This is a genomic window from Hymenobacter setariae (assembly GCF_007713685.1).
Lineage (GTDB): Bacteria > Bacteroidota > Bacteroidia > Cytophagales > Hymenobacteraceae > Hymenobacter > Hymenobacter setariae.
Genome location: NZ_VMRJ01000008.1, coordinates 152,721 through 175,147, shown reverse-complemented (window position 1 = coordinate 175,147; position 22,427 = coordinate 152,721). Strand labels below are relative to the sequence as shown.

General features: G+C 66.2%; 26 protein-coding genes, 1 pseudogene and 1 riboswitch. Of the genes and pseudogenes, 18 read left to right on the top strand and 9 right to left on the bottom strand.

The annotated features are described in order from the left end of the window. Nucleotides 1–8: 8 nt before the first annotated feature. The 6 genes and pseudogenes from FNT36_RS24525 (at nucleotide 9) to FNT36_RS26075 (ending at nucleotide 3,947) form a co-directional block, all read left to right on the top strand. On the top strand, nucleotides 9–677 hold the full coding sequence (locus FNT36_RS24525; protein ID WP_198172997.1) for a helix-turn-helix transcriptional regulator: 669 nt from the start codon (nucleotides 9–11) through the stop codon (nucleotides 675–677). 47 nt (nucleotides 678–724) lie between these two features. Beyond that, nucleotides 725–1,060 (top strand): four-helix bundle copper-binding protein, encoded by a 336-nt coding sequence (locus tag FNT36_RS24520; protein ID WP_144853244.1) that lies wholly within the window; start codon nucleotides 725–727, stop codon nucleotides 1,058–1,060. A gap of 140 nt (nucleotides 1,061–1,200) precedes the next feature. Continuing rightward, nucleotides 1,201–1,410 (top strand): heavy-metal-associated domain-containing protein, encoded by a 210-nt coding sequence (locus FNT36_RS24515; RefSeq protein WP_144853242.1) that lies wholly within the window; start codon nucleotides 1,201–1,203, stop codon nucleotides 1,408–1,410. 65 nt (nucleotides 1,411–1,475) lie between these two features. Further along, a complete protein-coding gene (locus FNT36_RS24510; protein WP_144853241.1) occupies nucleotides 1,476–1,934 on the top strand; it encodes a DUF305 domain-containing protein in 459 nt (152 codons plus the stop codon). Between the two features lie 292 nt (nucleotides 1,935–2,226). Continuing rightward, nucleotides 2,227–2,976, top strand: a complete 750-nt coding sequence (locus FNT36_RS24505) for a type IV toxin-antitoxin system AbiEi family antitoxin domain-containing protein (protein WP_233636205.1) — start codon at nucleotides 2,227–2,229, stop codon at nucleotides 2,974–2,976. After that, nucleotides 2,961–3,947: pseudogene (locus tag FNT36_RS26075) on the top strand (nucleotidyl transferase AbiEii/AbiGii toxin family protein). Before FNT36_RS24505 ends, FNT36_RS26075 begins: the two are co-directional and overlap by 16 nt. A 121-nt stretch (nucleotides 3,948–4,068) precedes the next feature. Here FNT36_RS26075 and FNT36_RS24490 read toward each other — a convergent pair. From FNT36_RS24490 to FNT36_RS24460, 7 genes are all read right to left on the bottom strand, one after another. Next, a complete protein-coding gene (locus FNT36_RS24490; protein ID WP_144853233.1) occupies nucleotides 4,069–4,461 on the bottom strand; it encodes a DUF190 domain-containing protein in 393 nt (130 codons plus the stop codon). 10 nt (nucleotides 4,462–4,471) lie between these two features. Beyond that, nucleotides 4,472–4,807, bottom strand: coding sequence for a DUF190 domain-containing protein (locus tag FNT36_RS24485; protein WP_144853230.1), 336 nt, complete (start codon nucleotides 4,805–4,807; stop codon nucleotides 4,472–4,474). A 26-nt stretch (nucleotides 4,808–4,833) separates the two neighbouring features. Beyond that, nucleotides 4,834–5,211, bottom strand: coding sequence for a fluoride efflux transporter CrcB (gene crcB, locus FNT36_RS24480; RefSeq protein ID WP_144853228.1), 378 nt, complete (start codon nucleotides 5,209–5,211; stop codon nucleotides 4,834–4,836). Nucleotides 5,212–5,281: 70 nt separating this feature from the next. After that, nucleotides 5,282–6,580 (bottom strand): phosphopyruvate hydratase, encoded by a 1,299-nt coding sequence (gene eno, locus FNT36_RS24475; protein ID WP_144853226.1) that lies wholly within the window; start codon nucleotides 6,578–6,580, stop codon nucleotides 5,282–5,284. Between the two features lie 46 nt (nucleotides 6,581–6,626). After that, the gene (locus FNT36_RS24470; RefSeq protein ID WP_144853224.1) at nucleotides 6,627–7,094 is read right to left on the bottom strand and encodes a hypothetical protein; all 468 of its coding nucleotides are present in this window, start codon (nucleotides 7,092–7,094) and stop codon (nucleotides 6,627–6,629) included. Continuing rightward, nucleotides 7,094–7,693 (bottom strand): phosphatase PAP2 family protein, encoded by a 600-nt coding sequence (locus tag FNT36_RS24465; RefSeq protein ID WP_144853222.1) that lies wholly within the window; start codon nucleotides 7,691–7,693, stop codon nucleotides 7,094–7,096. The genes FNT36_RS24470 and FNT36_RS24465 overlap by 1 nt, the downstream gene beginning before the upstream one ends. Nucleotides 7,694–7,737: 44 nt before the next feature. Beyond that, nucleotides 7,738–9,051 carry a voltage-gated chloride channel family protein gene (locus tag FNT36_RS24460; RefSeq protein WP_233636204.1) on the bottom strand — a complete coding sequence of 438 codons (1,314 nt, stop codon included), beginning with the start codon at nucleotides 9,049–9,051 and terminating at the stop codon, nucleotides 7,738–7,740. A 48-nt stretch (nucleotides 9,052–9,099) separates the two neighbouring features. Then, a riboswitch (Fluoride riboswitch) is annotated at nucleotides 9,100–9,173 on the bottom strand. A gap of 112 nt (nucleotides 9,174–9,285) precedes the next feature. Between FNT36_RS24460 and FNT36_RS24455 the strand changes: the two genes are divergently transcribed. Beyond that, the gene (locus FNT36_RS24455) at nucleotides 9,286–10,287 is read left to right on the top strand and encodes a hypothetical protein (protein WP_144853220.1); all 1,002 of its coding nucleotides are present in this window, start codon (nucleotides 9,286–9,288) and stop codon (nucleotides 10,285–10,287) included. A gap of 2 nt (nucleotides 10,288–10,289) precedes the next feature. On the opposite strand, the gene gpmA is transcribed toward FNT36_RS24455, so the two are convergent. Continuing rightward, entirely contained in the window at nucleotides 10,290–10,982 is a 693-nt protein-coding gene (gene gpmA / locus FNT36_RS24450; protein WP_144853218.1) for a 2,3-diphosphoglycerate-dependent phosphoglycerate mutase, read from the bottom strand. A gap of 25 nt (nucleotides 10,983–11,007) precedes the next feature. Further along, nucleotides 11,008–12,060 carry a sodium:calcium antiporter gene (locus FNT36_RS24445; protein ID WP_144853216.1) on the bottom strand — a complete coding sequence of 351 codons (1,053 nt, stop codon included), beginning with the start codon at nucleotides 12,058–12,060 and terminating at the stop codon, nucleotides 11,008–11,010. An 86-nt stretch (nucleotides 12,061–12,146) separates the two neighbouring features. On the opposite strand from FNT36_RS24445, the gene FNT36_RS24440 reads away from it, so the two are divergent. The 11 genes from FNT36_RS24440 (at nucleotide 12,147) to FNT36_RS24385 (ending at nucleotide 22,212) form a co-directional block, all read left to right on the top strand. Then, nucleotides 12,147–13,076 carry a LysR substrate-binding domain-containing protein gene (locus FNT36_RS24440; protein WP_144853214.1) on the top strand — a complete coding sequence of 310 codons (930 nt, stop codon included), beginning with the start codon at nucleotides 12,147–12,149 and terminating at the stop codon, nucleotides 13,074–13,076. 96 nt (nucleotides 13,077–13,172) lie between these two features. Further along, a complete protein-coding gene (locus FNT36_RS24435) occupies nucleotides 13,173–13,553 on the top strand; it encodes a hypothetical protein (RefSeq protein ID WP_144853211.1) in 381 nt (126 codons plus the stop codon). Nucleotides 13,554–13,729: 176 nt separating this feature from the next. Further along, entirely contained in the window at nucleotides 13,730–14,218 is a 489-nt protein-coding gene (locus FNT36_RS24430) for a hypothetical protein (RefSeq protein ID WP_144853209.1), read from the top strand. A 281-nt stretch (nucleotides 14,219–14,499) separates the two neighbouring features. Beyond that, nucleotides 14,500–15,153 carry a LysR substrate-binding domain-containing protein gene (locus FNT36_RS24420; protein ID WP_144853205.1) on the top strand — a complete coding sequence of 218 codons (654 nt, stop codon included), beginning with the start codon at nucleotides 14,500–14,502 and terminating at the stop codon, nucleotides 15,151–15,153. Nucleotides 15,154–15,238: 85 nt separating this feature from the next. Further along, nucleotides 15,239–16,336 carry a YeiH family protein gene (locus FNT36_RS24415; RefSeq protein ID WP_233636203.1) on the top strand — a complete coding sequence of 366 codons (1,098 nt, stop codon included), beginning with the start codon at nucleotides 15,239–15,241 and terminating at the stop codon, nucleotides 16,334–16,336. 94 nt (nucleotides 16,337–16,430) lie between these two features. Then, nucleotides 16,431–17,522, top strand: a complete 1,092-nt coding sequence (locus FNT36_RS24410; protein ID WP_144853203.1) for a c-type cytochrome — start codon at nucleotides 16,431–16,433, stop codon at nucleotides 17,520–17,522. Nucleotides 17,523–17,560: 38 nt separating this feature from the next. Beyond that, on the top strand, nucleotides 17,561–18,040 hold the full coding sequence (locus FNT36_RS24405) for a DsrE family protein (protein ID WP_144853201.1): 480 nt from the start codon (nucleotides 17,561–17,563) through the stop codon (nucleotides 18,038–18,040). A gap of 27 nt (nucleotides 18,041–18,067) precedes the next feature. Further along, nucleotides 18,068–19,030, top strand: coding sequence for a molybdate ABC transporter substrate-binding protein (locus FNT36_RS24400; protein WP_144853199.1), 963 nt, complete (start codon nucleotides 18,068–18,070; stop codon nucleotides 19,028–19,030). Between the two features lie 14 nt (nucleotides 19,031–19,044). Then, entirely contained in the window at nucleotides 19,045–19,830 is a 786-nt protein-coding gene (locus FNT36_RS24395) for a substrate-binding domain-containing protein (protein ID WP_233636202.1), read from the top strand. A 253-nt stretch (nucleotides 19,831–20,083) separates the two neighbouring features. Then, nucleotides 20,084–21,286: a hypothetical protein gene (locus tag FNT36_RS24390; protein ID WP_198173000.1), complete on the top strand. Its 1,203-nt coding sequence runs from the start codon at nucleotides 20,084–20,086 to the stop codon at nucleotides 21,284–21,286. A 41-nt stretch (nucleotides 21,287–21,327) separates the two neighbouring features. Beyond that, nucleotides 21,328–22,212, top strand: a complete 885-nt coding sequence (locus FNT36_RS24385) for an AraC family transcriptional regulator (RefSeq protein ID WP_144853197.1) — start codon at nucleotides 21,328–21,330, stop codon at nucleotides 22,210–22,212. Nucleotides 22,213–22,427: the final 215 nt, after the last annotated feature.

Genomic DNA, 22,427 nt, shown 5'->3' with positions numbered 1-22,427 from the left:
CCGATACTATGCGGCTTCCCTTATCCACCCTTCCTGAAGATGCCGGCTGTGTGCTCTACATCAAGCACATGGTCTGCGCGCGGGGTATTCGGGTAGTACGGCGGGAGCTGGAAAGCCTGGGGCTGCAGGTAGTGGAGGTGCGGCTGGGCGCCGCAATGGTTATGGGCCCAGCCGAGCAGCTCGACTGGGCCCGCATTCGCCAGGCGCTGGCCACGGCTGGCTTTGCCCTGCTGGAAAGCCCCACGCAGGCGCTGGTTGACCGGGTGAAGCTGGCCGTGGCCCAGCTGCTGCGGCAATCCGGCAACACGCTGCGGCACCGCGAGTTCATTCCCGCCCTGGCCCTGGAAATAGGCCTCAGCCGCCGCCGCCTGCATACGGCCTTTGCCCAGCTGCCCGGCCACGAAAGCCTCCTCAGCTACATCACCTGCCAACGGCTGGCCTATGCCCAGGAATTGCTGGCGACTTCCCGGCTCGACATCGGGCGCATAGCCCGGCAGCTGGGCTACGGCAGCCTGGCGCACTTTTCCGGGCAGTTCCGGCGGTTTGCGCAGTGTGCTCCGTCAGCCTACCGCCAGCAGGTGGCAGTCGGCCTCCAGCCCGAAACCGAAGCCCCAGCGCTAAATGATGCAAGCCTTGAGGCAATTGATATAAAACCAGGCCAAGCACGGCGGGTATAAGCAAGAATAGCTGCGGCTTACCCTGCTCCACTTTAACGTTTTTACTCATGCACGCTCAAAACCAATCTCTCCTCGACGCCCTCAACGCTTGCATTGCCGCCTGCGAGCACTGCGCTACCGCTTGCCTGCAGGAAGACGATGTAAAGATGATGGCCCGCTGTATCAGCCTCGACCGTGACTGCGCCGACGTGTGCGCCCTGACGGCCCGGCTAGTGGCCCGCGGTTCGGAGCACGCTGCTCATTTGCTGCGCGAGTGCGCCGAAGTGTGCAAGGCCTGCGGCGACGAGTGCGCCCAGCACACCCACATGCCGCACTGCCAGGCGTGCGCCGAAGCCTGCCGCCGCTGCGAAGAAGCCTGCCGCCAGGGGCTGCAAGCGGCCTAGGCTGGTGATAGTGGCGAACGGCCGCCGGAAATCATGCAAGCCAGGAGCGCAATTCTACACCCTTTGAGGGCCACTTTGGCCACCGCTTTGCGTGTTGTATTGCCATGGGCCCGGTTCGGGTACCCTCACCCCACTTCGTCATGAAAACCCTGCGCTTCACCACCAATATCAATTGCGGCGGCTGCCTCAAGGCCGTTACGCCGGCTCTTAACCAGCAGGTCGGAACCGGCAACTGGCAGGTCGATACGGCTAACCCCAGTAAGATTCTAACCATTACCTCGGCTACGCTCACGCCAGAGGAAGTAGTGCACGCCGTCGAGCAGGCCGGTTTCCGGATTCAAGCTGCGTAAGCTTGGCACCTAGTTCATTACCGCGCCCGGCAGCATTTTGCCGGGCGCTTTTATTTCCAGCACCGATGAAGAAAAGCAGCTATACCACCTTTTTCCTGATGCTGGCCGCCTCCTTCGTGGTCATGCACGTCATCACGTACCTGAACACCTACGAGTGGGACCATATCTACCCCAGTATCAACCGCTTCTACATGACCACACTCATGGTGTCGGCAATGGGGCTGCTAATGCTGGGCTTTATGCGGCACATGTACCTGGAACCGGGCAAAAATCGGCTCATTGCCGCTGGCTGCGTGGCCGTATTCCTGGGTACGCTGGCCCTGCTGCGCAGTCAAGCGCTGGTCAATGACACGCGCTTTATGGAATCCATGATTCCGCACCATTCCATTGCCATCCTGGTCAGTAAGCGCGCTACCATCCAAGACCCCGAAGTACGTACGCTGGCCGACAGCATCATCAGCGCCCAGCAACGCGAAATTGGCCAAATGAAGCGTATGTTGGCCCGGTTAAAGCACAAGCAGTAGCATCGTGCAGGTAAGCCCCCAATAACATCGAAGCAGTCGGGCCGGAACCCGTCGAGCTACCAGGCCCAGGCCATGGAGAAGAGATGAACAGCTCCCCGTACACGGCGTAGGTTTTGCCAAACGAGGTGGGCTGCCAGGTAGCCACGCCGCCTATCACCGAGCGCCAGCCCGCCGTTTGAGGGGGCTAGCTACTGATTACAGACGATGAGTCGCCGAGAAGTAGAGCGAGCGATTTGTAATGTTTTGCAGTAAAAAAACTTTACACCTTTGCTATCTTTACCGGCCGCGACCAATGCCAGAGCCAACCAGACCGACAACTGCCCGCCAGAAGATGCTCAACCGCTTGCAACAGCTTGCGCCGGGCTCGCTCGTGCGCTATAGTGACTTTGCCGGCCTGGGTATTGCGCCGGGCACCGTCGCCGTGAATCTGAGCCGGCTGCGCCAGCAAGGGGTGGTGCAACAGGTTACTAAGGGTACCTATCGCCTACCCCTGCAAAGCCGGTTCGGACCGGTGCCGGTTTCCGAGCAGCAGGTGCTGCAAGTACTCCTGCAAGCGTCCAACAAGAAACTACGGGGCTACCCGACCGGGGTAGCCGCCTTTAATCGATTGGGCTTGACTACGCAGGTGACCCAGGAAATCGAAATCGCTACTTCCCGGCCGGGCCGACCCAAAAAAGTCGGGAACGTGCGCGTGCGCTTTGTGCAGAGTCGGGGCGAGGTGAAGCTGGAGGAAGTGACGCTGCGCCAGCTGCTCGACGCCCTGCGGCAGCTCAAACGCCTACCCGACACCTCGCCGGCGACGGCCCTGCTACGCCTGCGCGAGCAGGTAAACCAGCTGCCCCCAGCTGACAAAACCAAGGTGGTTCGCCTGGCGCAGGGCTATAACCCCGCCACTCGAGCCATACTGGGCGCGCTGCTGGAAGGGCTGGGCGAAAACAAGCTGGCCACCAAGCTAAAAGCTGGTTTAAATCCCCTAACCTCCTACAAGCTTGGCCTGTCTGAGCAGGTATTACCTAACCGTGCGCCATGGCGAATCCAATGACCCTGCATACCCAAGAGCAGGACTTTCGCAACCTGATTACCATTACCGCGACGGCGCGGGGCATGCGGCAAAGCTTTATTGAGAAAGACTACTGGGTGACGTGGGTGCTGCGCAACCTCACCGATTCGACCGTTGCCGAGCAGGTCGTGTTCAAGGGCGGCACATCGCTTTCCAAAGGCTACGGGCTCATCGAGCGCTTTTCAGAGGATGTGGACCTGGCGGTTATCCTACAGGAGCAGCAAAGTGACGGCGCGCTGAAGAAACTCATCCGAGAAATTCATAAAACCGCAGCCGGCGACCTACCGGAAGTAGAACTAGCCGGCTTGACCAGCAAACGCGGCCACAACCGGCTGGTGTACCACCAGTACCCGCACCTGTTCACCGACCCGGTGCCGACCACTACGGAGCACATCTTGCTGGAAATAACGGCCTTCGGCGAGCCCGAGCCGCATAGCAAGCGCCCGCTGCTATCTTACCTGGGGCAATACCTGCTCGACTAGGGGCAACCGGAAGCCGTGCGGGAATACGGCCTGGAAGCATTCGATTTCAACGTGCTGAGCCTCGCACGCACGTTTGCCGAGAAAATAATGGCCCTGGTGCGAGTTTCCTACGAAACAGACCCGGTCGCGGCGGCCGGCCGCAAGGTGCGCCACCTCTACGACCTGCAGCAGCTGGTCAGTCACCCCGAAATAGTAGCCCTGCTAGCTGGCCCCGGCCTGGCCCAGCAGCTGGCGGCCGTACAGCGCGACGATGCGCGAGCCGGTGTCATTGGCCCCACCCGGGAATGGAAAACCCGACCCCTGACGGCCTGCTGGGCCTACACCGAGCAGGCGGCGAACCTACGCCAGCTTCAACAGCCTTACGAGCGGGATTTACCAAGGCTGCTGCACAGTCAACTCCCCGCCTTTGACCAGGTGCTGCTCACCATGCGGCGGATAGCTCAGCTGCTGCGCAGCTACGACGGGCTATAAGCTGTCGCAAAACAAACCCAGCGCCTTTTACAGCTCGGGCCACCTGCGCATCAGCCACCGGCACCGGCACGGCCAGCAGATTGGTCGCCTGCTAAGATTTTTTTTGGCGCGGATTGTCCCGCTATTGTTCCGGCAAGCTGCGGGCGACTTCCCACTGCTCCACCGGCCGAAACACCACGACTTTGCCCCGCAGCAGTTCTTGCTGCTGCTGGCAGAAAGCGAGTAGGCGCGTGCGCTCGTCGAGCAGTTCCACGCATAGGGCCAGCTGGCCCGCTTCTACTTCGAGGTGGCGGGCACGCACGGCCCCGCCCAGCGCGTAGCCGTAGCCGCTGGTGTGGGTAGTGGCTTGTAAAATGCCGAAGGCGTGCGCCTTGTCGACCAGCGCGTGGGCCAGCGGGTCAGGGAAGAGGCGGCCGCGCAGGCCCGGCGCGGCGTGCTTGTCGGCCTGGGTGAGGTAGATGCGCAGCTCGCCCAGCTCGCGCACGGCGGGCAACGGGGGTGGGGTAGGGGCCATTAGTCAATACTTAATAATGCGCGGCTTGTACTTCGGTCAGCGTGAGTAGCCCGCCGCTGCCGGCCTCGCTAAACAGGCGCTCGACTTCGGGCAGGAAGCGGGCGATGGCAGCCGGGCTATCCACGAAGTCCAGCACCAGGGGCAGGTTTTCGACCAGGGTCAGCAGCTTGGCCGATTCCACCTGGCCCTGCGCCCCGAAGCCCAGCACGCCCTTGGTGACGGTGGCCCCGGCCAGGCCCGCCTGCCGCGCCGCGTATACCAGCGCCTCGTAGAGCGGCTGGTGCTGGTGCTTGTCCTGCTCGCTCACGTAGAGGCGTAGCAGCTGCGCCGGTTGCAAAGTAGCCATGCGATAAAAGGGTTAAGAAGAGAAGTTTATAAAAAGCGCACCGCCACCACGCCCGCAAACGTGGCCCCCAGCCCCAGCAGCACGCTGCCGGCCACGTAGAGCGCCCCGTAGGCGTATTCGCCGTCGGTGAGCAGGGCGATGGTTTCGTAGGAGAAGGTCGAAAACGTGGTGAAGCCCCCGCAAAAGCCCGTGGTGAGCAACAGTCGCAGCTCGGGCGAGCCGATGGTGCCCCGCTCGGCCGCCGCGTAGAAGAAGCCGATGAGCAGGCAGCCCAGCACGTTGACCAGTAGCGTGCCCAGCGGAAAAGGGTGCACGAAGTGCCGCGCCACCAGCAGCTGCAACAAATAGCGGCCCACGCTGCCCAGGGCCCCGCCCACGGCGATGATGGCTAGCAATCGAGACATAAGGTGCACGTGAGAAGTCAGCCCCGGCGGACTACTGGCGCCAGTAGCCCACCGAGGCGACCGCCGTCATTTATTGATTCTTAAAGGCCTTGATGCCCGCAAAGCGCCCCGCGCCGCCCAGCTCGCGCTCGATGCGCAGCAGCTGGTTGAACTTGGCGATGCGCTCGGAGCGCGAGCCGCTGCCGGTTTTGAGGTGGCCCGCGCCGGTGGCTACCGTCAGGTCGGCCACGAAGGTGTCCTCGGTTTCGCCCGAGCGGTGCGAGACGAACTGGTTGTAGCCGTTGGCCTGCGCCAGGCGCACGGTGGCGAGCGTTTCGGTGACGGTGCCGATTTGGTTGAGCTTGATGAGCACCGAGTTGGCGATGTGCTGGTCAATACCGGCTTGCAGGATGGCGGGGTTAGTGCAGAAAATATCGTCGCCCACCAGCTCGATTTTACTCCCTAGGGCCTGGGTGTGCAGCTGCCAGCCGGCCCAGTCGTCCTCGCCCATGCCGTCTTCGAGCAGGATGATGGGGTACTGGCTTACCCAGCTCACCCACAGGTCGTTGAACTGCGCGGAAGTGAAGGTTTGTTGGGTCGATTTGAACAAGCGGTACTGGCCCGGCTGGCCATCCTTGCCCTTCTCCCACAGCTCGCTCGACGCGGGGTCGAGGCAGAGCGAGATGTCGGTGCCCGGCCGGTAGCCAGCCTTCGTGATGGCTTCGAGCAGCAGCTCCACGGCCTCCTCGTTCGACTTCAGGTTGGGCGCGAAGCCGCCCTCGTCGCCTACCCCCGTGTAGTAGCCCTTCTGCTTAAGCAGGGCTTTGAGGGCGTGAAACGTCTCCACGCTCATGCGAATCGACTCGGCAAAGGTGGGGGCGTTGTGCGAGGCAATCATGAATTCCTGAAAATCCACGTTGTTGTCGGCGTGGCGGCCGCCGTTGAGCACGTTCAGGCAGGGCACGGGCAGCACGTAGCTGGCCTGGTCGGCCAGCTGGCGGTACAGCGGTTTGCCGTTGGCGGCGGCCAGGGCGCGGGCGTAGGCCATCGACACGGCCAGGAGGGCGTTGGCCCCGAGACGGCTTTTGTTGGGGGTGCCGTCGAGGGCGATGAGGCGGTGGTCGAGGTCGGCCTGGTCGGCCAGCTCCTGATTGAGAATAGCCTGGCTGATTTCGCCCTGCACGTTGGCCACGGCCTTTTGCACGCCCAGGCCGCCGTAGCGCTGGGGGTCGCGGTCACGCAGCTCCACGGCTTCTTTCTCGCCGGTGCTGGCCCCGGCGGGCACCAGGGCGCGGCCGGTGGCGCCGCCTTCGAGGGTAATGTCGGCTTCGACGGTGGGGTTGCCACGCGAGTCGAGCACTTCGAGGGCGGTTAGGGAGGTGATTTTCATGGGGGTTTGAAAAAATGAAGTGGGATAAAATGGCCGGCCAACCTGGTCAGGGGTGGGCAGGGGGCGAATCGGGGGCGTTGGCTTGCGCCAGCAGCTGGTTGGCTAACTCGGTGAGGCGCAGCACGCGGGCATCCCAGTCGGGGGCCAGGGCCGGGGGTAGGGCCCCGTAGCCGCTGAACTTGGCGGCCGGCGCGTCGCCCAGGATTTCCCAGAGCTGGGCGGCGCGGAAGGCTACCTCGTGGCGGGGCGAGCGGGTCTGCGTGTCGAGGCGGTAGGCGGCGTGCAGGGCGGCCAGCTCGGCGTGAAACGCCTCGGCCGTGGCGGCCAGGGCAGCGCGGTCGGCCTCGGGCAAGTCGGCGGCCCACTGCTGGGCGATGCCGGGCGCGTGTGGCCCTAGCACCGCCCGCAGGCTGGCCAGGCGGTCTTCGAGCAGCAGCACCAGCGAGCTGAGCACCCGCTGGTGGGTGGCCGAGAGCGGAAATCCGGCCGGCGAGGCGGGCAACGGGCTAGTCATCAGACAATTGTTGAGGTAGAAGTGGAGGAAAGCGGCACATAGCGCGCGATAATCCAGGTATAGAGCCAACTCACGCCGTAGGCCAGGGGCAGGCTCAGTAGCGCGGGCACCAGCACGTCGGAAGGGTAGTGCACACCCAGGTACACCCGGCTGTAGGCCACCAGCGCCGCCCAGGGGAATAGCACCCAGGCCAGCTCCGGCAGCCGGTGCCGGGCCGTGAAAAACAAGTAAAACGCCAGCGCAAATACATTGCCGGCGTGCGACGACACGAAGCCGTAGGGGCCGCCCCGGTAGCCGTGCAGCAGGTGCAGCTGCCCCACCAGACCGGGCTCGTGGCTGGGCCGCAGCCGGTGCGCCCAGGGCTTGAGCAGCCCGGATGCCAGCTGGTCGCTGGCCAGAATTAGCACCGCAATCAGCGGCACCAGCACCCAGGCCCGCCGGCCGAAGCTGCCCACCAGCACGGCCAGCAGCGCGGCGTAGAACGGCACCCAGGTAAACGTCTGGCTCGCCCACCACAGCAGGCCGTCCCAAAAGGGCGCGTGGTGGCCATTAACCAGCAGTAGCAGGCGCGTGTCTAGGGTTTGCAGCTGGTCGAGCATGGCGAGGAAAAGGAGGGTGGTGAAGAAAAAGGCCGCGGCCTGCCCTAGGGCCGCCGGTCGGCCGGCTGGTGCAGCGCCCCCAGGCGGCGGCCCCGGTGGCGGCCCAACAGCGGGTGCTTAGGCTGGCCCACCTGCTGAGAGGAGTAGATGCCGCTGTGGCCCGAAAACAGGTAGGCCACCACGCAGCTCAGCCCCAGGTAGATGCCCGCGTGGGTACCAAATAGCTCCAGGCCCATGAACAGGCAGGCCAGTGGCGTATTGGCCGCACCCGCAAACACGCCCACGAAACCCATCGCCGCCAGCAGCGCCACCGGCAGCGGCAGCACTACGGCCAGCGCCGAGCCCAGCGCCGCCCCGATGAAAAACAGCGGCGTGACCTCCCCGCCCTTGAAGCCCGCCCCCAGCGTGAGGGCCGTCAGGGCCAGCTTCCAGGCAAAATCCTGGGGCGGCAGCGGGTGCTGAAACGCCTCCACGATGACCGGCACGCCCAGGCCAGCGTAGCGCATGGTGCCCAGCGCCCACATGATGCCCGCTACCAGCACGCCGCCCACCACCGGCCGCAGCGGCGCGTAGGCGATGCGGGCAAACTGCTTACTTATCCAGTGGGTGAGGGTAGCGAAGCTGCGGGCCGTGAGGCCAAACAAGGCCCCCACCAGCAGGGTGCAGCCCAGTCCTGGGGCCGTGAGCGGCAGGGCCGCTAGCGCGGGGTAGGCGGTGTGGCCCACGCCCCAGGCCCGCGTGACGGCATCGGCCACCATAGCGGCCAAAAAGCTGGGCAAAATGGCCTCGTAGCGCATCGAGCCGAGCAGAAACACCTCCAGCCCGAACACGGCCCCGGCTAGCGGCGTGCCAAACACGGAGGCGAAGCCCGCGCTCATGCCCGCGATGAGTAGCAGCTGCCGCTCGCGCCGGGGCAGCCAGCGCGAAAGCTGGTCGGCCAGCGCCCCGCCCATCTGCACGGCCGTGCCCTCGCGGCCCGCCGAGCCGCCAAACAGGTGCGTGAGCAGCGTGCCGCCCAGCACCAGCGGCACCAGCCGCAGCGGAATTACTTCGCTCGGGGCGTGGATTTCGTCCAAAATCAAGTTGTTGCCCTTCACCACCCGGTTGCCAAAGCGGTGGTAGGCCAGCCCCACCAGCAGGCCGCCCACCGGCAGCAGCGCCAGGGCCCAGGGGTGGGTTTCGCGCCAGCGCGTCACCCATTCCAAACTCACTAAGAAGCCGGCCGAGGCAGTGCCGGCCAGCGCGCCGACCAAGCTGGAGAGCAGCAGCCAGCGCCCCACAAACCAAGCCGTGGGGGTAGGCGAGAGGGCCCGTAAACGGGCGGGTACTAAGCGGGAGTAAAGGGGGTGATAAGCCACGGGAGCGAACGCTAAGATGAACTACTCGGCGTAGCCACCAGGGCCAGCCGTCTCGTAGGAATCATCAGCGCAGCGCACCAGGCGCCGGCGGTTCGCGGTGGAAATCCATCACCGTACTGCGCCCTTATACGAGGCGACGACGGGCGGGTTGTGATAATTGGGCAGCCTGCCGGCTATTATTGCTAAAAACCTGTGGCGGGCCCGGCCGTTAAGGAGGCTTCTTTGCCTGCTGCCATGACCAGTTTCCCTTTCTTGTCTGCGGCCCGGCGGTGGCGTGCGGCGGCCGGGGCCGGCTTTGCCCTGCTGGCCTGGCTGAGCGGCTGCGTGGTAGCGCAGGTAGGCGCTTCGCGGGCGCTGGACGCGCCGGCGGCTGCCGTGGCGTGTGCCCCCGCCGAGCTGCCTTACGCGCTCCCCGGCCCGGTGCTGACGGCCCCGCAGCTAGCGGCCGATACCCTGCTGCGCCGCCACTTCACGGCCCCCACGCTGGCCGCTGCCAACCGCTACGGCCTGGCGCCGGCCCTGCATCAGCTGGTGGCGGCCCCACTTGGCTCGCTGGCCCGCCTGAGCGCCCGGCAGCGCGTGGGCGAGCAGCTGGCGGCCCTGGCCCTGCTGGTGGGCAGCACCACCGCCGAGCTGGACTGCGAGGAGGAGCGCGCCGACCAGGTGGCCGATTACCTGCTCGACCAGGCCGCTCGCCGCATCCGGCGCTACACGCTGCTGGCCATCGTGCTCGGGGCCCTGGGCACGGTCGTCACCGGCGGGCTGGCGCTGCTGGAAGTGCGCAAATCAATTTACCGCCCGGTTGGCATCGCGTTTGGCCTGGCCGGGGCGGCGCTGGGGTTGCTCAGTCTCTACGCCCCCGATGCGCGCATTTCCTACGCACACCGCCGCAACGCGCTGGCCAACATTGGCTTAGTGGACCTAGGGCCGGTGACTACGCAGCCGCGCACCCTGGCCGCGCCGGTGTGGGCCTACCTCACGGCCCCCGCTGGCGCGACGGGCGCGCTTTCGCGGCGCGAAGCCCTGCTGCACCGCTGGCAAACCACCGGCGAGCTAGGGGCTAGAAGTTCCGCTGACCGGCAGCGCCTGCTGCACCTGCTCTTCGGCCGCGGCGGCACCTACGCGGCCAGCGAGCTGCAAATGCGGGCCAACTTCTACGACCAGCTCGAATCCAGCGTGGCGCTGCTGAAGCAGGAGCTAACCCAGCTGGCCGCGCAGGTGGCGGCGCTGCCGTAGCCCTATTCCGTTAGCAAATAATGGTTTACCCGCTCCAGGTTGTCATTGAGCTGGTACACCATCGGCACGCCGGTTACGATGTCGAGCTGGGTCACCTGCTCGTCGGTGAGCTTGTCGATGTACTGCACTAGGGCCCGCAGGCTGTTACCGTGGGCGCAGACGATAACTTTTTGCCGCTGGCGCAGGGCGGGCATTACCGTCTCGGTCCAGAAGGGCAGGACGCGGGCCAGCGTTTCGCTCAGGTTCTCGGTCAGGGGCAGCTCGCGGTCGGTGAGGTGCTGGTAGCGCGGGTCGTGGCCGGGGTAGCGCGGGTCGGCGGGCGTGATGGCAGGCGGGTGCGCGTAGGGGTCGCGCCGCCACAGCAGTACCTGCCCGGCCCCGTACTGGGCTTCGGCGGCGGCCTTGTTCTGGCCCTGCAGCGCCCCGTAGAAGCGCTCATTGAGCCGCCAGGTCTTCTGCACCGGAATCCAGAGCAGGTCCAGCTCTTCCAGCACGATGTCCATCGTTTTGATGGTGCGCTTGAGGTAGGAAGTGTAGCCCACGTCGAAGCGGAAACCGTGCTTGTGCAGCAGCTGGCCGGCGCGGTGGGCCTCGGCCACGCCCTGGGGCGTGAGGTCCACGTCGGTCCAGCCGGTGAAGACGTTGGCCAAATTGGTGGTGCTCTCGCCGTGGCGAAGCAAAACGATGTCGGGCATGGGGTAGGGAAAAGTAGTAGGGTTGTTAGTGACTGATAGCCAGCAGCCCCAGCATACCCAGCGCATATAGCGCGAGCACTGCCAGCGAGTCGAGGCCCATGCGGGCCACCTGCCGCTGCGGCCGGAAAACCAGCCCATAGACGTACACGCAGGTGAGCAGCATGCCCAGGCCTGTGAGGTAGAGGTCAGCCTTGCCGGCGTGGGGCAGCGCGGCCTGGCCCGAGAGCGCGCTGGCCACCACAAACAGCACCGGCAAAAAGGCGTTGCCCCCAAAAATATCGCTGACGGCCAGCTCATACGCGCCCGCTTTCATCGAGGCCAGGCCAGTCGATACCTCGGGCAGCGAGGTAGCCGCCGCCAGCACCGTGGCCCCAAACAGCAGGCCGCTCAAACCCCAGTGGGTGGCCAAGGCGTCGCCGCTGCGCTCCAGCACCACGCCGGCCACCAGTGTCACCACGGCCGAAGCCAGGAATACGAGCCCCGTGCGCCCGGTGCTGGCCGGGGGCTGTGGTTGGGCCGGGGCCGGGGGCTTAGGCGGCGGGCTGCCAGTTGGGGCCGCGTCGTGCGCCTGCCAGGGCAAGCCTTTTTGCGCTTTCCCAATCAGCCACAGGCCCACCACCCAGAGCCCTAGGATGAGCAGGCCCGCCGGGGTCGCGCGGGCCACGATAACGGCGGCCGGCAGTTGGCTGCCCACCAGCACGGCCGCCAGCACGGCCAGCACCAGCACGCCTTCCAGCGCCAGCGCCAGCGAGGCGGCCCGGTAAGTGAGGGCCGCTTTTTTGCCCAGGCCAAATACGTCGAGCACCACCAGCACCAGCGTCTGCATCGCAATGCCGCCCAGGATGTTGCCGATGGCCAGCTCCAGGTGCTGGCTCAGGGCGGCGCTGACCGTGATGGCCAGCTCGGGCAGGTTGGTGACCACGGCTAGCAGCAGCAGGCCGCCCAGCGCCTGGCCCAGCCCGAAGCGCTTGGCCAGCACCGAGGTGGCATTGGCCAGGTAAATGCCGGCCACCCAGACGGCCGCCCCGGCCGCCGCAAAGGCCAGCAGCAACAGGGGAATAGATAAGTGTGCGAACATGCGGGAGCAGGTAAAGTAGGAGGCCCATACGGCCCGCCCGCCCTTTTTGCCGGAAAATCCGCGCTACGGCCCCGACCTTCGCGCCCATGTCCGATTTTCGCTTGCGCGTATTCGCCGCCGTGGCGCGGCACCTGAGCTTTACCAAGGCCGGCCAGGAGCTGTTCGTGAGTCAGCCAGCCGTCACCAAGCACATTCGGGAGCTGGAGGCCCAGTACGGCCAGCGCCTGCTGGAGCGGCGCGGCAACCGCGTAAGCCTCACCGAGGCCGGCCGCCTGCTGCACGCCCACGCCGAGGCCGTGGCCGCCTCGGCCCAACAGCTCGACGAGCAGCTGGCCGGCTTGCGCGACCCCGAAGAAGCCGCCGGCCGCCTGCGCCTGGGGGCCAGCACCACCCTGAGCCAGTACGTGCTGCCGGGCTGGCTACCGGCCTTTCAGGCCCGCTACCCGCAGGTGCAGCTTACCTTACTTAATGCTAATTCCGAGCGCATTGCCGACGCGCTACTGCGCGGCGAGCTGGATTTGGGCTTCGTGGAGGGCCGCACCAAAAGCCGCGACCTGCACTACGAGCTGCTGCTGCCCGACGAGCTGGTGGCCGTGCGCCGGGCCACGCCCGCTGGGCCGCCCGCCAAAGCCCTGCCCCTGGCCGAAGCCCTGGCGAGCCCGCTGGTGCTGCGCGAGCGCGGCTCGGGCACGCTGGAAGTGCTGGAAATGGCCCTGCGCGAGCGCAAAATCAAGCTCTCCGACCTGACAGTAGCTATTTACCTAGACAGTACGGAGGCCATCAAAAGCTACCTCGAAGCCGCCCCGGCGGCCCTGGGCTTCGTGTCGCGGCAGGCGCTGACGCGCGAGCTAGCGGCGGGCCTGCTCGAAGTGGTGCCCATTGCCGGGCTGGCGCTGCCCCGGCAGTTTGAGGCGGTATGGGTGCAGGGCCAGCCGCTGCCCCGCCCGGCCCAGCGGTTCTGGCTCTTTGCGCAGGCCCAGGGTAGCGTTTCCATAACCAAAGGGAATAAGCGATAACTAATCAACTGAACGCCGGGCGAACAACCGGCGTAGGTGGAAGGGTTACGTAGCAGCTACTTATCAGCGGCAAAGCCCGCTATTTCCCCTTTCACCATGCAAAACCACCCTGCCCCCGACGCCGAACAGCCCACGCCGGAAACCGCCCAGCCTGCCGCCGACAGTGCCCACGCCGGCACCCCGCACTACGGTACCTTTGGCGACCCGGCCACCGTGCCCGCTACCCCGGAGCACCACCCTAACCGCCAATACGTGGGCGGCTACATGGACCCCGAAGGCACCCACGGCGGCTGCGAAACCGGCCCCTACGACCCTGCCCAGCAGCGCGGCCACGCCGACCAGAACCGGGCTACCGACGCCGTGCTGGCCGCCCAGGGCAAGGACGAAGATGTGGAGCGCGCCGCCTTTGCCGAGGACGACCCGCGCTATGCGGGCGGCGACAAATTCGATTTAAAAGACGAGCAGACGGGCTTTTAGGACAAGCCTATGCTACGCCTAGACACTAGCCGTCCCCCGTTTCCCGTCTGCCTACGCGCAGAACCGGAGGCGGGTGACGACTGGTTTCTGGGCGCTGAGCTGTCAAGAGGCTGCTCAAAATGGTTATTCGCAATAACTATTTTGAATAACCTGACCACGTAGTTCGTCCGCTACTTTTGAGTTCGTCAGCCCCTGTCAGTGCCCGCTGGGCGATTCGGCGGCGCGGCTACAACGTGGCTACTCACTTCTTCCAATCACCTCTTTTTCTCTTTTCACGCATGAGCCAGCACCCCGAAAACCCCGCTACCCCCGCCGACGAAGCTCACGCCGGCACGCCCCACTATGGCGACTTCGGCCACCCCGCCGACCCCCACGCGCCCCGCACCTACCGCGAAACCAGCTACGACGGCTCCAACGATAACCCCGACGAGTTCAGCGCGTTTCGGGGCAAGCACGCGGCGGCTACCGAGCACTACTGCATGAGCGATGCCCAGGCCGACCCCGCCCAGCAGCGCGGCCACGTGGCGCAAAACCAGGCTACCGCCGCCATCATCGCCGCCCACGGGGCCGATGACGACATGGAGCGCGCCGCCTACGCCCTCGACGACCCCCGCTACGCCGGCGGCGACGTGTACGACCTGAAAAACGAGCAGACGAGCTTGTAGCGCCCGGCTGGCCGCGTGCCCTAGGCCCCTGCCCGGTTGCCGCTGGTTTGGCCAGCTGGCAGCCGGGCAGGCGGCATTTAGGGACTGGGAGCGAGCGGCTGGCATGCGCCTCTTCATAATTTCTGGTTATGCTGAATAAGCATTTGGAATACACAAGGTGCGGGGTAGCCAGGTAATTTTGACGCACAATCAGCGCCGGTCGCCTGGTACTAGCGGGCTAGTTGGCAGTTGATTGGCCGGGGCAGAACAGGCCGCCCGGCTACTTTTTACCACCCGCCCCGATGTCATCCGATTCCCTAGTGCTGCGCCTGGGCGCCAGCGCCACGCTGAGCGGCTACGTGCTGCCCGTTTTGCTGGCCAGCCTGCAACGGCATTTGCCCGGCCTGCAGGTGCAGCTGCGTCACCTGCCCACCGGCCAGGTGGCCGACTGCCTGCGCCGGGGCGAGCTGGATTTGGGCTTTGTGGAAGGCCTGGAGCGCTGCCCCCGCCTGCACTACGAGCACCTGCTGCACGACGAGCTGGTGGCCGTGCGCCAGGCTACCCCGGGCGGCCCCCCGCCGCGCCCGTTGCCGCTGGCCCAGGTGCTGGCCGGGCCGCTGGCGCTGCGCGAGCCGGGGTCGGGTACGCTGGCCTGCATCGAGCAGCACTTGCGGCAGGCGCACGGCGTGGAGCTGGCCGCGCTGCCGCAGGTGCGCTACCTGCCGCAGCTGGCGGCCATCAAGGAGCGCCTGTTGGCCGCGCCGGGTACCATCGGGCTGCTGCCGCGCCGGGCGGTGGCCCGCGAGCTGCTGGCCGGCGCACTGGAAGAAGTGTGGGTGCTGGGGCTGCGCCTGACGCGCCCGCTGGTGAGCGTGCGCCGCCCCGACCAGCCGCTGCCCCCGGCCGCCGCGCGGCTGCTTACCCTGTGCCGGGAACGCTACGGCTCCCTGTCATAACCAATGGTTATTACGCATAACATTTTAAGATAAACTAGCAAGGGGCAAGCGCCGTAAATTTGCTCCAGATAACAACCACTTCCCCATGAGCCACCTCACCACTCCCGCGCCCCCCACACCGCAGCCCGAGCACAGCGCCGAGCCGATGCTCTTCGCCTCGCCGGCCGAGCAGGACCACGCCGCCGCCGCCCTTGATGAAGGGGTAAATACCACCGGCATCTTCCGGCACCTGCACACGCCCCGCGTGGCTTTTGGGCAGGATTTTACCTTGCGGCAGGTGGTGTTCGGGCTGTTTCTGGTGTTTTGCCTCACGCCCTGGGCCTCGCCGCCCATCGCGCTGGCCCTAGGGCTGGTGCTGGCCCAAACGGTGGGCAACCCCTTCACCAGCCACACCAAAGCCTTTACGCACAAGCTGCTGCAATTCTCGGTGATTGGCCTGGGCTTTGGCATGAACGCCCACGCGGCGGTGCAGGCCGGCAAGGAAGGTATCCTGTTCACGGTCGTCTCCATCTTCGGCACGCTGTTTCTAGGCTACTTCGTCGGGAAGTGGCTGGGTCTGGGTAAGCACGTGGTGCACCTGATTTCGTGCGGCACTGCTATCTGCGGCGGCTCGGCCATCGCGGCCATCGGGCCGGTGCTGCGGGCCAAAGACGAGGAGATGTCGGTGGGTCTGGGCACGGTGTTCGTGCTCAATGCCATTGCGCTGTTCGCCTTCCCGCCCATCGGCCACGCCCTGCACATGAGCCAGAACCAGTTTGGCCTGTGGTGCGCCATCGCCATCCACGATACCAGCTCGGTGGTGGGCGCGGCGGCCGCTTACGGCAACCAGGCCCTGGAAGTAGCCACTACGGTGAAGCTGGCGCGAGCGCTCTGGATTATCCCGGTGGCCATCGGCACGGCCATGATTTTCAAGCAGAAGGGCGTTAAAATCAAGATTCCCTACTTCATTTTCGGCTTCATCCTGGCCATGCTGGTCAACACGTTCGTGCCCGCCGCCAAGCCCCTGGGGCCGGTGATGGTGAACCTGGCCAAAATCGGCCTCACGGTCACGCTGTTCTTCATCGGCGCGGGGCTGTCGGCTAAGGTCGTAAAGTCGGTAGGCATCAAGCCCTACGTGCTGGGCGTGCTGCTGTGGGTAGTGATTTCGACCGCCTCGCTCTACGTCATTCTGCACGCCGTCTAGGCTGGTGCGCCGGGCCGGTGGCAAATGCTGCCGGCTCGGCCAATACGGGTGCCAGCCCGCTGATAAACAGGCTCTTTTAGCAATCCTCTCCGCCATGGCCACGCCTCCTGACCCTACTCCCCGTCTGCAACCCGAAGACAAGCAGGTGTTTGTGAAAGTGGCCGGCCTGCTGACCTGGCTCACCGGCCTGCTGGTGCTGGTAGTGGCCGTGACGGCCTACCTGCTGGTGTTTCCGCCCCGGCCCGCCGCGCCGCTGGCCGCTACGACGGCCGCGCCGGTTGCGGGGGCTGGCTCGGCCCCGAAGCAGTCCGCCAATTTCTTCGCCCCGGCCCGGTTCCTGCTCGACAGCGTAAAACACAACCCCGAGGGCGAGCTGATTCGCTACGGCCACGAGCTGATTGCCCACACCCCGCAGTACCTGGGGCCCCAGGTAAAAGACCCGCTGCTGCGCCTGGCGGGCAGCAACCTGGCCTGCCAGAACTGCCACCTGCAAGCCGGCCAAAAGGCCTTTTCGGCCCCCTATGTGGGCATCTGGGGTATTTACCCCACCTACAAAGGCCGCGAGAATGCCATTAGCACCCTCGAAGACCGCATCAACGGCTGCATGACCCGCAGCCTCAACGGCCGCCCGCTGCCCCTCGACGGCAAGGAGATGAAGGCCCTGGTGACCTACATGAAGTGGCTGGGCCGCCAGGTGCCGGTAGGGGAAAAAGTGAAGGGCCAGAGCTTCGTAAAAGTCACGTTTCCGAACCGGGCGGCCGACCTGGGCCAGGGCAAAGTACTGTATGCCCAGCAGTGCGCCAGCTGCCACGGGGCGGGCGGTCAGGGCCAGCGCGCCAGCTCCGACGCGCAGTACCAGTACCCGCCCTTGTGGGGCCCCGACAGCTACAACGACGGGGCCGGCATGCACCGCCTGCAAACGGCGGCCCGCTTTATCAAGGCCAACATGCCCTTCGGGGCCACCGCCGAGCACACCATTCTCTCCGATGCCGATGCCTACGACATCGCGGCCTACATCAACTCGATGCCCCGGCCCCGCATGGCCCACCTCGAAAAGGACTACCCTGACCTAAGTAAGAAGCCCGTCGACTGCCCCTACCCCCCTTACGCCGACCAGTTTACCCAGCACCAGCACCAGTTCGGGCCCTACGCGGCTATGAGCCAGGGCAAAAAGGGTGCGGAGTAACCGCGTCGTAGCAAACATTTTAGCACAAATTCCTGCCCATGAAAACCCTGCTGCTGACCGCCGCGCTCGCCGCCGGCCTCGCCTTTTCCAGCCACGCCCAAACTCCCGCTGCCATGCACGACGCCGAAGCCTTTCAGAAAGGCACCTTCGCCGGGGCCACCGCCGACCTGGCGCACTATAACGCCATCTACCAGCTCGACAGCGACGACCCCAAGCTGATTCAGCAGACGCTGCGCAACATCAGCAACGCGCTGGCCGACACCCGCTTGAAGGGCAAGGTGACCATCGAGCTGATTGCCTTTGGCAACGGCACCACGCTCTACCGCAAGGACCAGCCCTACGAGGCGCAGCTCACGGCCCTCAAGCAGCAGGGCGTTATCCTGGCGCAATGCCTGAATACGCTCAAGGAGAAGAAGATAAGCAAGGACGAGCTGCTGTCGCTCATTGCCTACGTGCCCAGCGGCAACGGGGAGTTGATAATCCGGCAGGCCCAGGGCTGGTCGCTGGTGCACCCCTAAAGCGCTCATTCGCCCCTAGCCACGCCCATGAAACGCCTCCTTCACCTGCTCGCCCTGGCCGCGCTCGCGCTGGCCCCGGCCGCCGCGTTCGCCCAAGCCATGCCCATTCAAAAGCCTGCCCCGCCCGATGCCGCCCACCGCTTCGACCCGCCCTGGAACGCGCCGTTTCAGACCGGCGAAGCCTTCACGGTGCCCGGCATCGACAACGTGCCCGACCTCTACGGCGACGTGGTGGACCCGCAGCTGGTGGTGTTTTTCGGCGGCAACCAGTTTATGGTGCTCGATGACTTGCTGCGCGAATTTCGTAAGGCCTACCCCCAGTACCAGCGCATTTTCGTCGAAACCCTGCCCCCCGGCATCCTGGCCAAGCAGATTGCGCAGGGCGGGGCGCTGGTGGTGGGCAACCTGCGCATCGCCCTGAAGCCCGACGTGTACGCGGCCGGTAAAAGCCGGATGGACATGACCCCCGAGTGGTTTGCCCGCACCAGCAGCTACGCTCAAAACCGGCTGGCCATCCTGGTGCGCCAGGGCAACCCCAAAAAAGTACAGAGCCTGCGCGACCTGGGCCGCCCCGAGGTGCGGGTAAGCATGCCCAACCCCGAGTGGGAAGGCATCGGCAAGCGCATCGAGGAATCGTACGAGAAGGCCGGCGGTGCGGCGCTGAAAACGGCCGTGATGACCACCAAGGTAAAAGCCGGCAGCACGTTCCTGACCCAGATTCACCACCGGCAGTCGCCCATGCGCGTGCTCTATGACCAGTCGGATGCCGCCCCGGTGTGGTACACGGAGGCGTTTTACCAGAAAATGCTGGGCCACCCGGTGGAGAACATCGAGATTCCGGCTAAGGAAAACATCACGGCCAACTACGTGGCCGGGGTGATGAAAGCCGCGCCCCACGCTCAGGCCGCCGAGGACTTCGTGGCCTTCCTCACCAGCCCCGCCGGGCAGGCCGTGTACCGCAAGTACGGCTTCCTGCCCCCGGCCAACTAACCGCTTTTTTCGTCATGCAAACCCTGTTTCGCCCCCGGCTCGGCCGGGTAGCCCGCTGCCTTATGCTCACTACGTTATTAGCCGCGCCGGCCCTGGCCCAGTCGGCCCCGCCGCTTTCGGCTCCCCCGCTGCGCGTGTACGGCCCCGGCGGCCCGGCCACGGCCATGAAGGAGTGCGCCGCCGCTTTCACCAAGCAAACCGGCATCGCGGTGGAAGTAACCGCCGGCCCCGAGCCGCAGTGGCTACCCCAGGCCGCGCAGGATGCCGACCTGGTGTACGGCGGGGCCGAGTACATGCTCACCCAGACCGCGCTGGCCCACCCCGGCCTGGTGGACGAGGCCAGCCGCACCAGCCTCTACGCCCGCGAGTCGGCGGTGCTGGTGCGCACGGGCAACCCCCTGCACATCAAGCGCCTCGAAGACCTGACCAAGGAGGGCGTGCGCCTGCTCGACGTGAACGGGGCCGGCCAGATGGGCATGACCGAGGACATGGCCCGCACCCCGGCCCTCATCGCCAATCTCCAGCACAACACCCGCACCTCCGTCAAGACCAGCGCCGAGGCCGTGGCCCTCTGGCAGCAGCAGCCCCAGGGCTACGATGCCTGGATAACCTACGCCTCGTGGCAGCCGCGCCTGCCCGGCTCGGCCCTGGTGCGCCTGCCCCGCGCCCAGCGCGTGAGCCGGGGCACGCCCATCGCTCTCACCCAGCGCACCACCCAGGCGGCCACGGCCCGGCAGTTCGTGGCCTTTCTGAAGTCGGCCGAGGGCCACGCCATTTTTCGGCGCAATGGGTGGGAATAGGGGTGAGGACCTGGTCTGTGCGCCTCACCCCCTAGCCCCCTCTCCGAAAAGGAGAGGGGGAACTAGTTCTAGTTTTAGCTCTACTTCTAGTTATAAGAATCTGTTTTACAAAATTTTAAAGCTAAAAACTAAAGCTAGTCCCCCCTCTCCTTTTCGGAGAGGGGGCTAGGGGGTGAGGCGCACGCGCAAGGCGACACTACCCCTCAACAGCATATTTCTTTCTTCCCACTCACCCATTCACTCCTTTCCTAACATGACTATTCTCTCCACCTCTACCCGCGCCCCGCGCCGGCTGGCCCTGAGGCTGGCCACGGCCCTGCTGGGCGGCGCTACCCTGCTGGCTGGGTGCAAAAAAGACGATACCCAGGCCGCCGATACCTCGCCGCTGTTGCACATCGTGTCGCCCGTGGCAAGTGCCGTGGTAGCCCCCGGCGTGGGCCGCACCGGCGCGGGCAGCTTCGATGGGGCGGGTTTCCTAGTGAACCTGGAAATCGTGACTCAGGACACGGTGACCATCCCCACCAAGGAAGGCCTCAACATCCGCAACGCCGCCGCCGTGGGCAGCCCCAACGTGAACCTGCCCGGCTTGACGGTGAGCCTCGACGTGGACCTGACCAACCCGGCGGGCGTGGTCATCGCCAAGGGCACCAACCTGGCCTCGCTCTTTAACATCGCCGGCACCGACGACACGCCCGGCCCCGGCGTCACGACCTGGGTGAGCTGGCACGTGCTGGAGTCGCTGCCCGCCGGCACCACCAGCTTCAACCTCACGGCCGCCATCAAGGACCGCGCGGGGCGCGTCACCACGACCACCCAAAAAGTAAGCGTGGGCACCGGCCCCGGTGGGGTGGCCAGCGGCCAGGCCCTCACGCCGGCCCCCCTCACCACCGCCCTCACGCCCGGTGCCGACGACCCGGCTGGCCCCACCGTGACGCTGCTGGCCCCGCGCGCGGGCAGCAGCATCAGCCCCGGCATCCAGACGGCGGGCGTGCTGCCCACGCCGCCCAGCCAGGGGGCGCTGTTCTTCGTGCAGGTGTCGGCCCTCGACAAGTCGAAGAACGGCATCGGGGTGAACGAGAACGCCCTGGGCAAGGCCGATGCCGACCGCGGCACCATCGTGGACGGCACCCAGTCGTCGAAGGGGCCGAACCGCTACGCGCCGGGCCTAGTGGTGACCTTCGACGTGCCACTGCTGCAACCCAACGGCAACGTCATCGCGGCCGGCGGCAATCTGGCCCCGGTATTTAACACGGCCGGCAGCGAGGTGGACCCCAGCGGCTTCGTGCGCACCACCTTCGGCTGGACGGTGGGCGGCACCCTGCAGCTGCCAGCCGGCAAAACCAGCGTCACGGTAAAAGCCGCCGTGGTGGACAACGCGGGCAAGACCGGCAGCGCCACCCAGGTACTGCAAATCAGCCCCGTGGCCAACGGCCAGCTGCTGACGCCCGCCCCCTAGGGGGTAGGCCCTGGCGCGCTATTCCACTAACTCCCCTCCCCATGAACCCCACGACCCTTCCCTTTCTCGACTGGCGGGTGTGCCCCACTGGGCGGCCCGACGAGCCGCTGCGGATGCAGCGCCTCGAAGCCTTGGCGGCCCGGGCACCGGGCGTGGCCCACGCCCACCGCTTCTGGCTGCTGCTGCACGTGGCGCGGGGCGCGGGCGTGCTGCACCTGCCGGGGCAGGCGCTGGCGCTGCAACCGGGGCAGTTGGTGCTGCTGCCGCCGGGGCCGGTGCTGGGCTGGGCGCTGGCGGCGGGCTGCCGGGGCGAGGTGGTGTGCTTTCTGGCCGACTACTACCTGGCCAGCTTTCCCGCGCCGGGGCTGCCGGTCGGGCCGGGGCCGTGGGCGCAGGTATTGCCCCCAGCCGAGCGGGCCGAAGTGCCGGCCCTGCTGCGCGGCCTGGCCCGCACCCTGGCCGAGCCGGCCGCCGACCCCGCCCAGGCCCGCGCCTACCTGCACCTGCTGCTGGCGCTGGCTTTTCCGGCCGCGCCGGCCCCGCAGGGGGGTAGGGGGGCGGCGGTGGCCCGGCAGTTTGCGCAGCTGCTGGAAGCGCACTTTCGCACCCTACACGCGGTGCGCGACTACGCTGCCCGCCTGCACCTGAGCCCCGACCACCTCTGCGCCTGCTGCCGCCAACACCTGGGCCGCCCCGCCCGCCAGCTTATTGGGGCGCGGGTGTTGGCCGAGGCCCGGCACCTGCTGGGCACCACGGGCCTGTCGGTGGCCGAGGTGGGCTATGCCCTAGGCTTCGAGGATGCCTCGCACTTCGGGCGCTTCTTCCGCCAGCACGCGGGCTGCTCGCCCCGGGCCTACCGCCAAAACCCGGCTTTGTACCAGAAAAACCTGGAAAACGACCAGTTGCCTGGTAGACTGGGCGGGTAAGTTTGCCTTGGGCCAGTTGCTGTAGCGTGGGCTTGGTAGTCCGAGTGCTCGCGTAGCGAGCATCTGGCATCGGAAATCGTTCGCCCGCAACTGCCCGCAACTGCTCGCTGCGCGAGCGCTCGGACTACCAAGCCCACGCTACCCCTCCCTAGGGCGCCCTTTTCTTTCCACTCCCTGGCGCGGGCCGCTGGCCGGCCGGGGGCAATTTGCACTAC

What these genes read in the sequence shown, in the direction of transcription:
- FNT36_RS24400 (WP_144853199.1), top strand. Translation starts at nt 18,068, where the DNA reads ATGAAACGCCTCCTTCACCTGCTCGCCCTGGCCGCGCTCGCGCTGGCC.
- FNT36_RS24405 (WP_144853201.1), top strand. Translation starts at nt 17,561, where the DNA reads ATGAAAACCCTGCTGCTGACCGCCGCGCTCGCCGCCGGCCTCGCCTTT.
- FNT36_RS24455 (WP_144853220.1), top strand. Translation starts at nt 9,286, where the DNA reads ATGACCAGTTTCCCTTTCTTGTCTGCGGCCCGGCGGTGGCGTGCGGCG.
- FNT36_RS24445 (WP_144853216.1), bottom strand. Translation starts at nt 12,060, where the DNA reads ATGTTCGCACACTTATCTATTCCCCTGTTGCTGCTGGCCTTTGCGGCG.
- FNT36_RS24440 (WP_144853214.1), top strand. Translation starts at nt 12,147, where the DNA reads ATGTCCGATTTTCGCTTGCGCGTATTCGCCGCCGTGGCGCGGCACCTG.
- FNT36_RS24435 (WP_144853211.1), top strand. Translation starts at nt 13,173, where the DNA reads ATGCAAAACCACCCTGCCCCCGACGCCGAACAGCCCACGCCGGAAACC.
- FNT36_RS24515 (WP_144853242.1), top strand. Translation starts at nt 1,201, where the DNA reads ATGAAAACCCTGCGCTTCACCACCAATATCAATTGCGGCGGCTGCCTC.
- FNT36_RS24525 (WP_198172997.1), top strand. Translation starts at nt 9, where the DNA reads ATGCGGCTTCCCTTATCCACCCTTCCTGAAGATGCCGGCTGTGTGCTC.
- crcB (WP_144853228.1), bottom strand. Translation starts at nt 5,211, where the DNA reads ATGTCTCGATTGCTAGCCATCATCGCCGTGGGCGGGGCCCTGGGCAGC.
- FNT36_RS24520 (WP_144853244.1), top strand. Translation starts at nt 725, where the DNA reads ATGCACGCTCAAAACCAATCTCTCCTCGACGCCCTCAACGCTTGCATT.
- FNT36_RS24390 (WP_198173000.1), top strand. Translation starts at nt 20,084, where the DNA reads ATGACTATTCTCTCCACCTCTACCCGCGCCCCGCGCCGGCTGGCCCTG.
- FNT36_RS24470 (WP_144853224.1), bottom strand. Translation starts at nt 7,094, where the DNA reads ATGACTAGCCCGTTGCCCGCCTCGCCGGCCGGATTTCCGCTCTCGGCC.
- FNT36_RS24420 (WP_144853205.1), top strand. Translation starts at nt 14,500, where the DNA reads ATGTCATCCGATTCCCTAGTGCTGCGCCTGGGCGCCAGCGCCACGCTG.
- gpmA (WP_144853218.1), bottom strand. Translation starts at nt 10,982, where the DNA reads ATGCCCGACATCGTTTTGCTTCGCCACGGCGAGAGCACCACCAATTTG.
- FNT36_RS24415 (WP_233636203.1), top strand. Translation starts at nt 15,239, where the DNA reads ATGAGCCACCTCACCACTCCCGCGCCCCCCACACCGCAGCCCGAGCAC.
- FNT36_RS24490 (WP_144853233.1), bottom strand. Translation starts at nt 4,461, where the DNA reads ATGGCCCCTACCCCACCCCCGTTGCCCGCCGTGCGCGAGCTGGGCGAG.
- FNT36_RS24505 (WP_233636205.1), top strand. Translation starts at nt 2,227, where the DNA reads ATGCCAGAGCCAACCAGACCGACAACTGCCCGCCAGAAGATGCTCAAC.
- FNT36_RS24385 (WP_144853197.1), top strand. Translation starts at nt 21,328, where the DNA reads ATGAACCCCACGACCCTTCCCTTTCTCGACTGGCGGGTGTGCCCCACT.
- FNT36_RS24410 (WP_144853203.1), top strand. Translation starts at nt 16,431, where the DNA reads ATGGCCACGCCTCCTGACCCTACTCCCCGTCTGCAACCCGAAGACAAG.
- FNT36_RS24510 (WP_144853241.1), top strand. Translation starts at nt 1,476, where the DNA reads ATGAAGAAAAGCAGCTATACCACCTTTTTCCTGATGCTGGCCGCCTCC.
- FNT36_RS24395 (WP_233636202.1), top strand. Translation starts at nt 19,045, where the DNA reads ATGCAAACCCTGTTTCGCCCCCGGCTCGGCCGGGTAGCCCGCTGCCTT.
- FNT36_RS24485 (WP_144853230.1), bottom strand. Translation starts at nt 4,807, where the DNA reads ATGGCTACTTTGCAACCGGCGCAGCTGCTACGCCTCTACGTGAGCGAG.
- FNT36_RS24465 (WP_144853222.1), bottom strand. Translation starts at nt 7,693, where the DNA reads ATGCTCGACCAGCTGCAAACCCTAGACACGCGCCTGCTACTGCTGGTT.
- eno (WP_144853226.1), bottom strand. Translation starts at nt 6,580, where the DNA reads ATGAAAATCACCTCCCTAACCGCCCTCGAAGTGCTCGACTCGCGTGGC.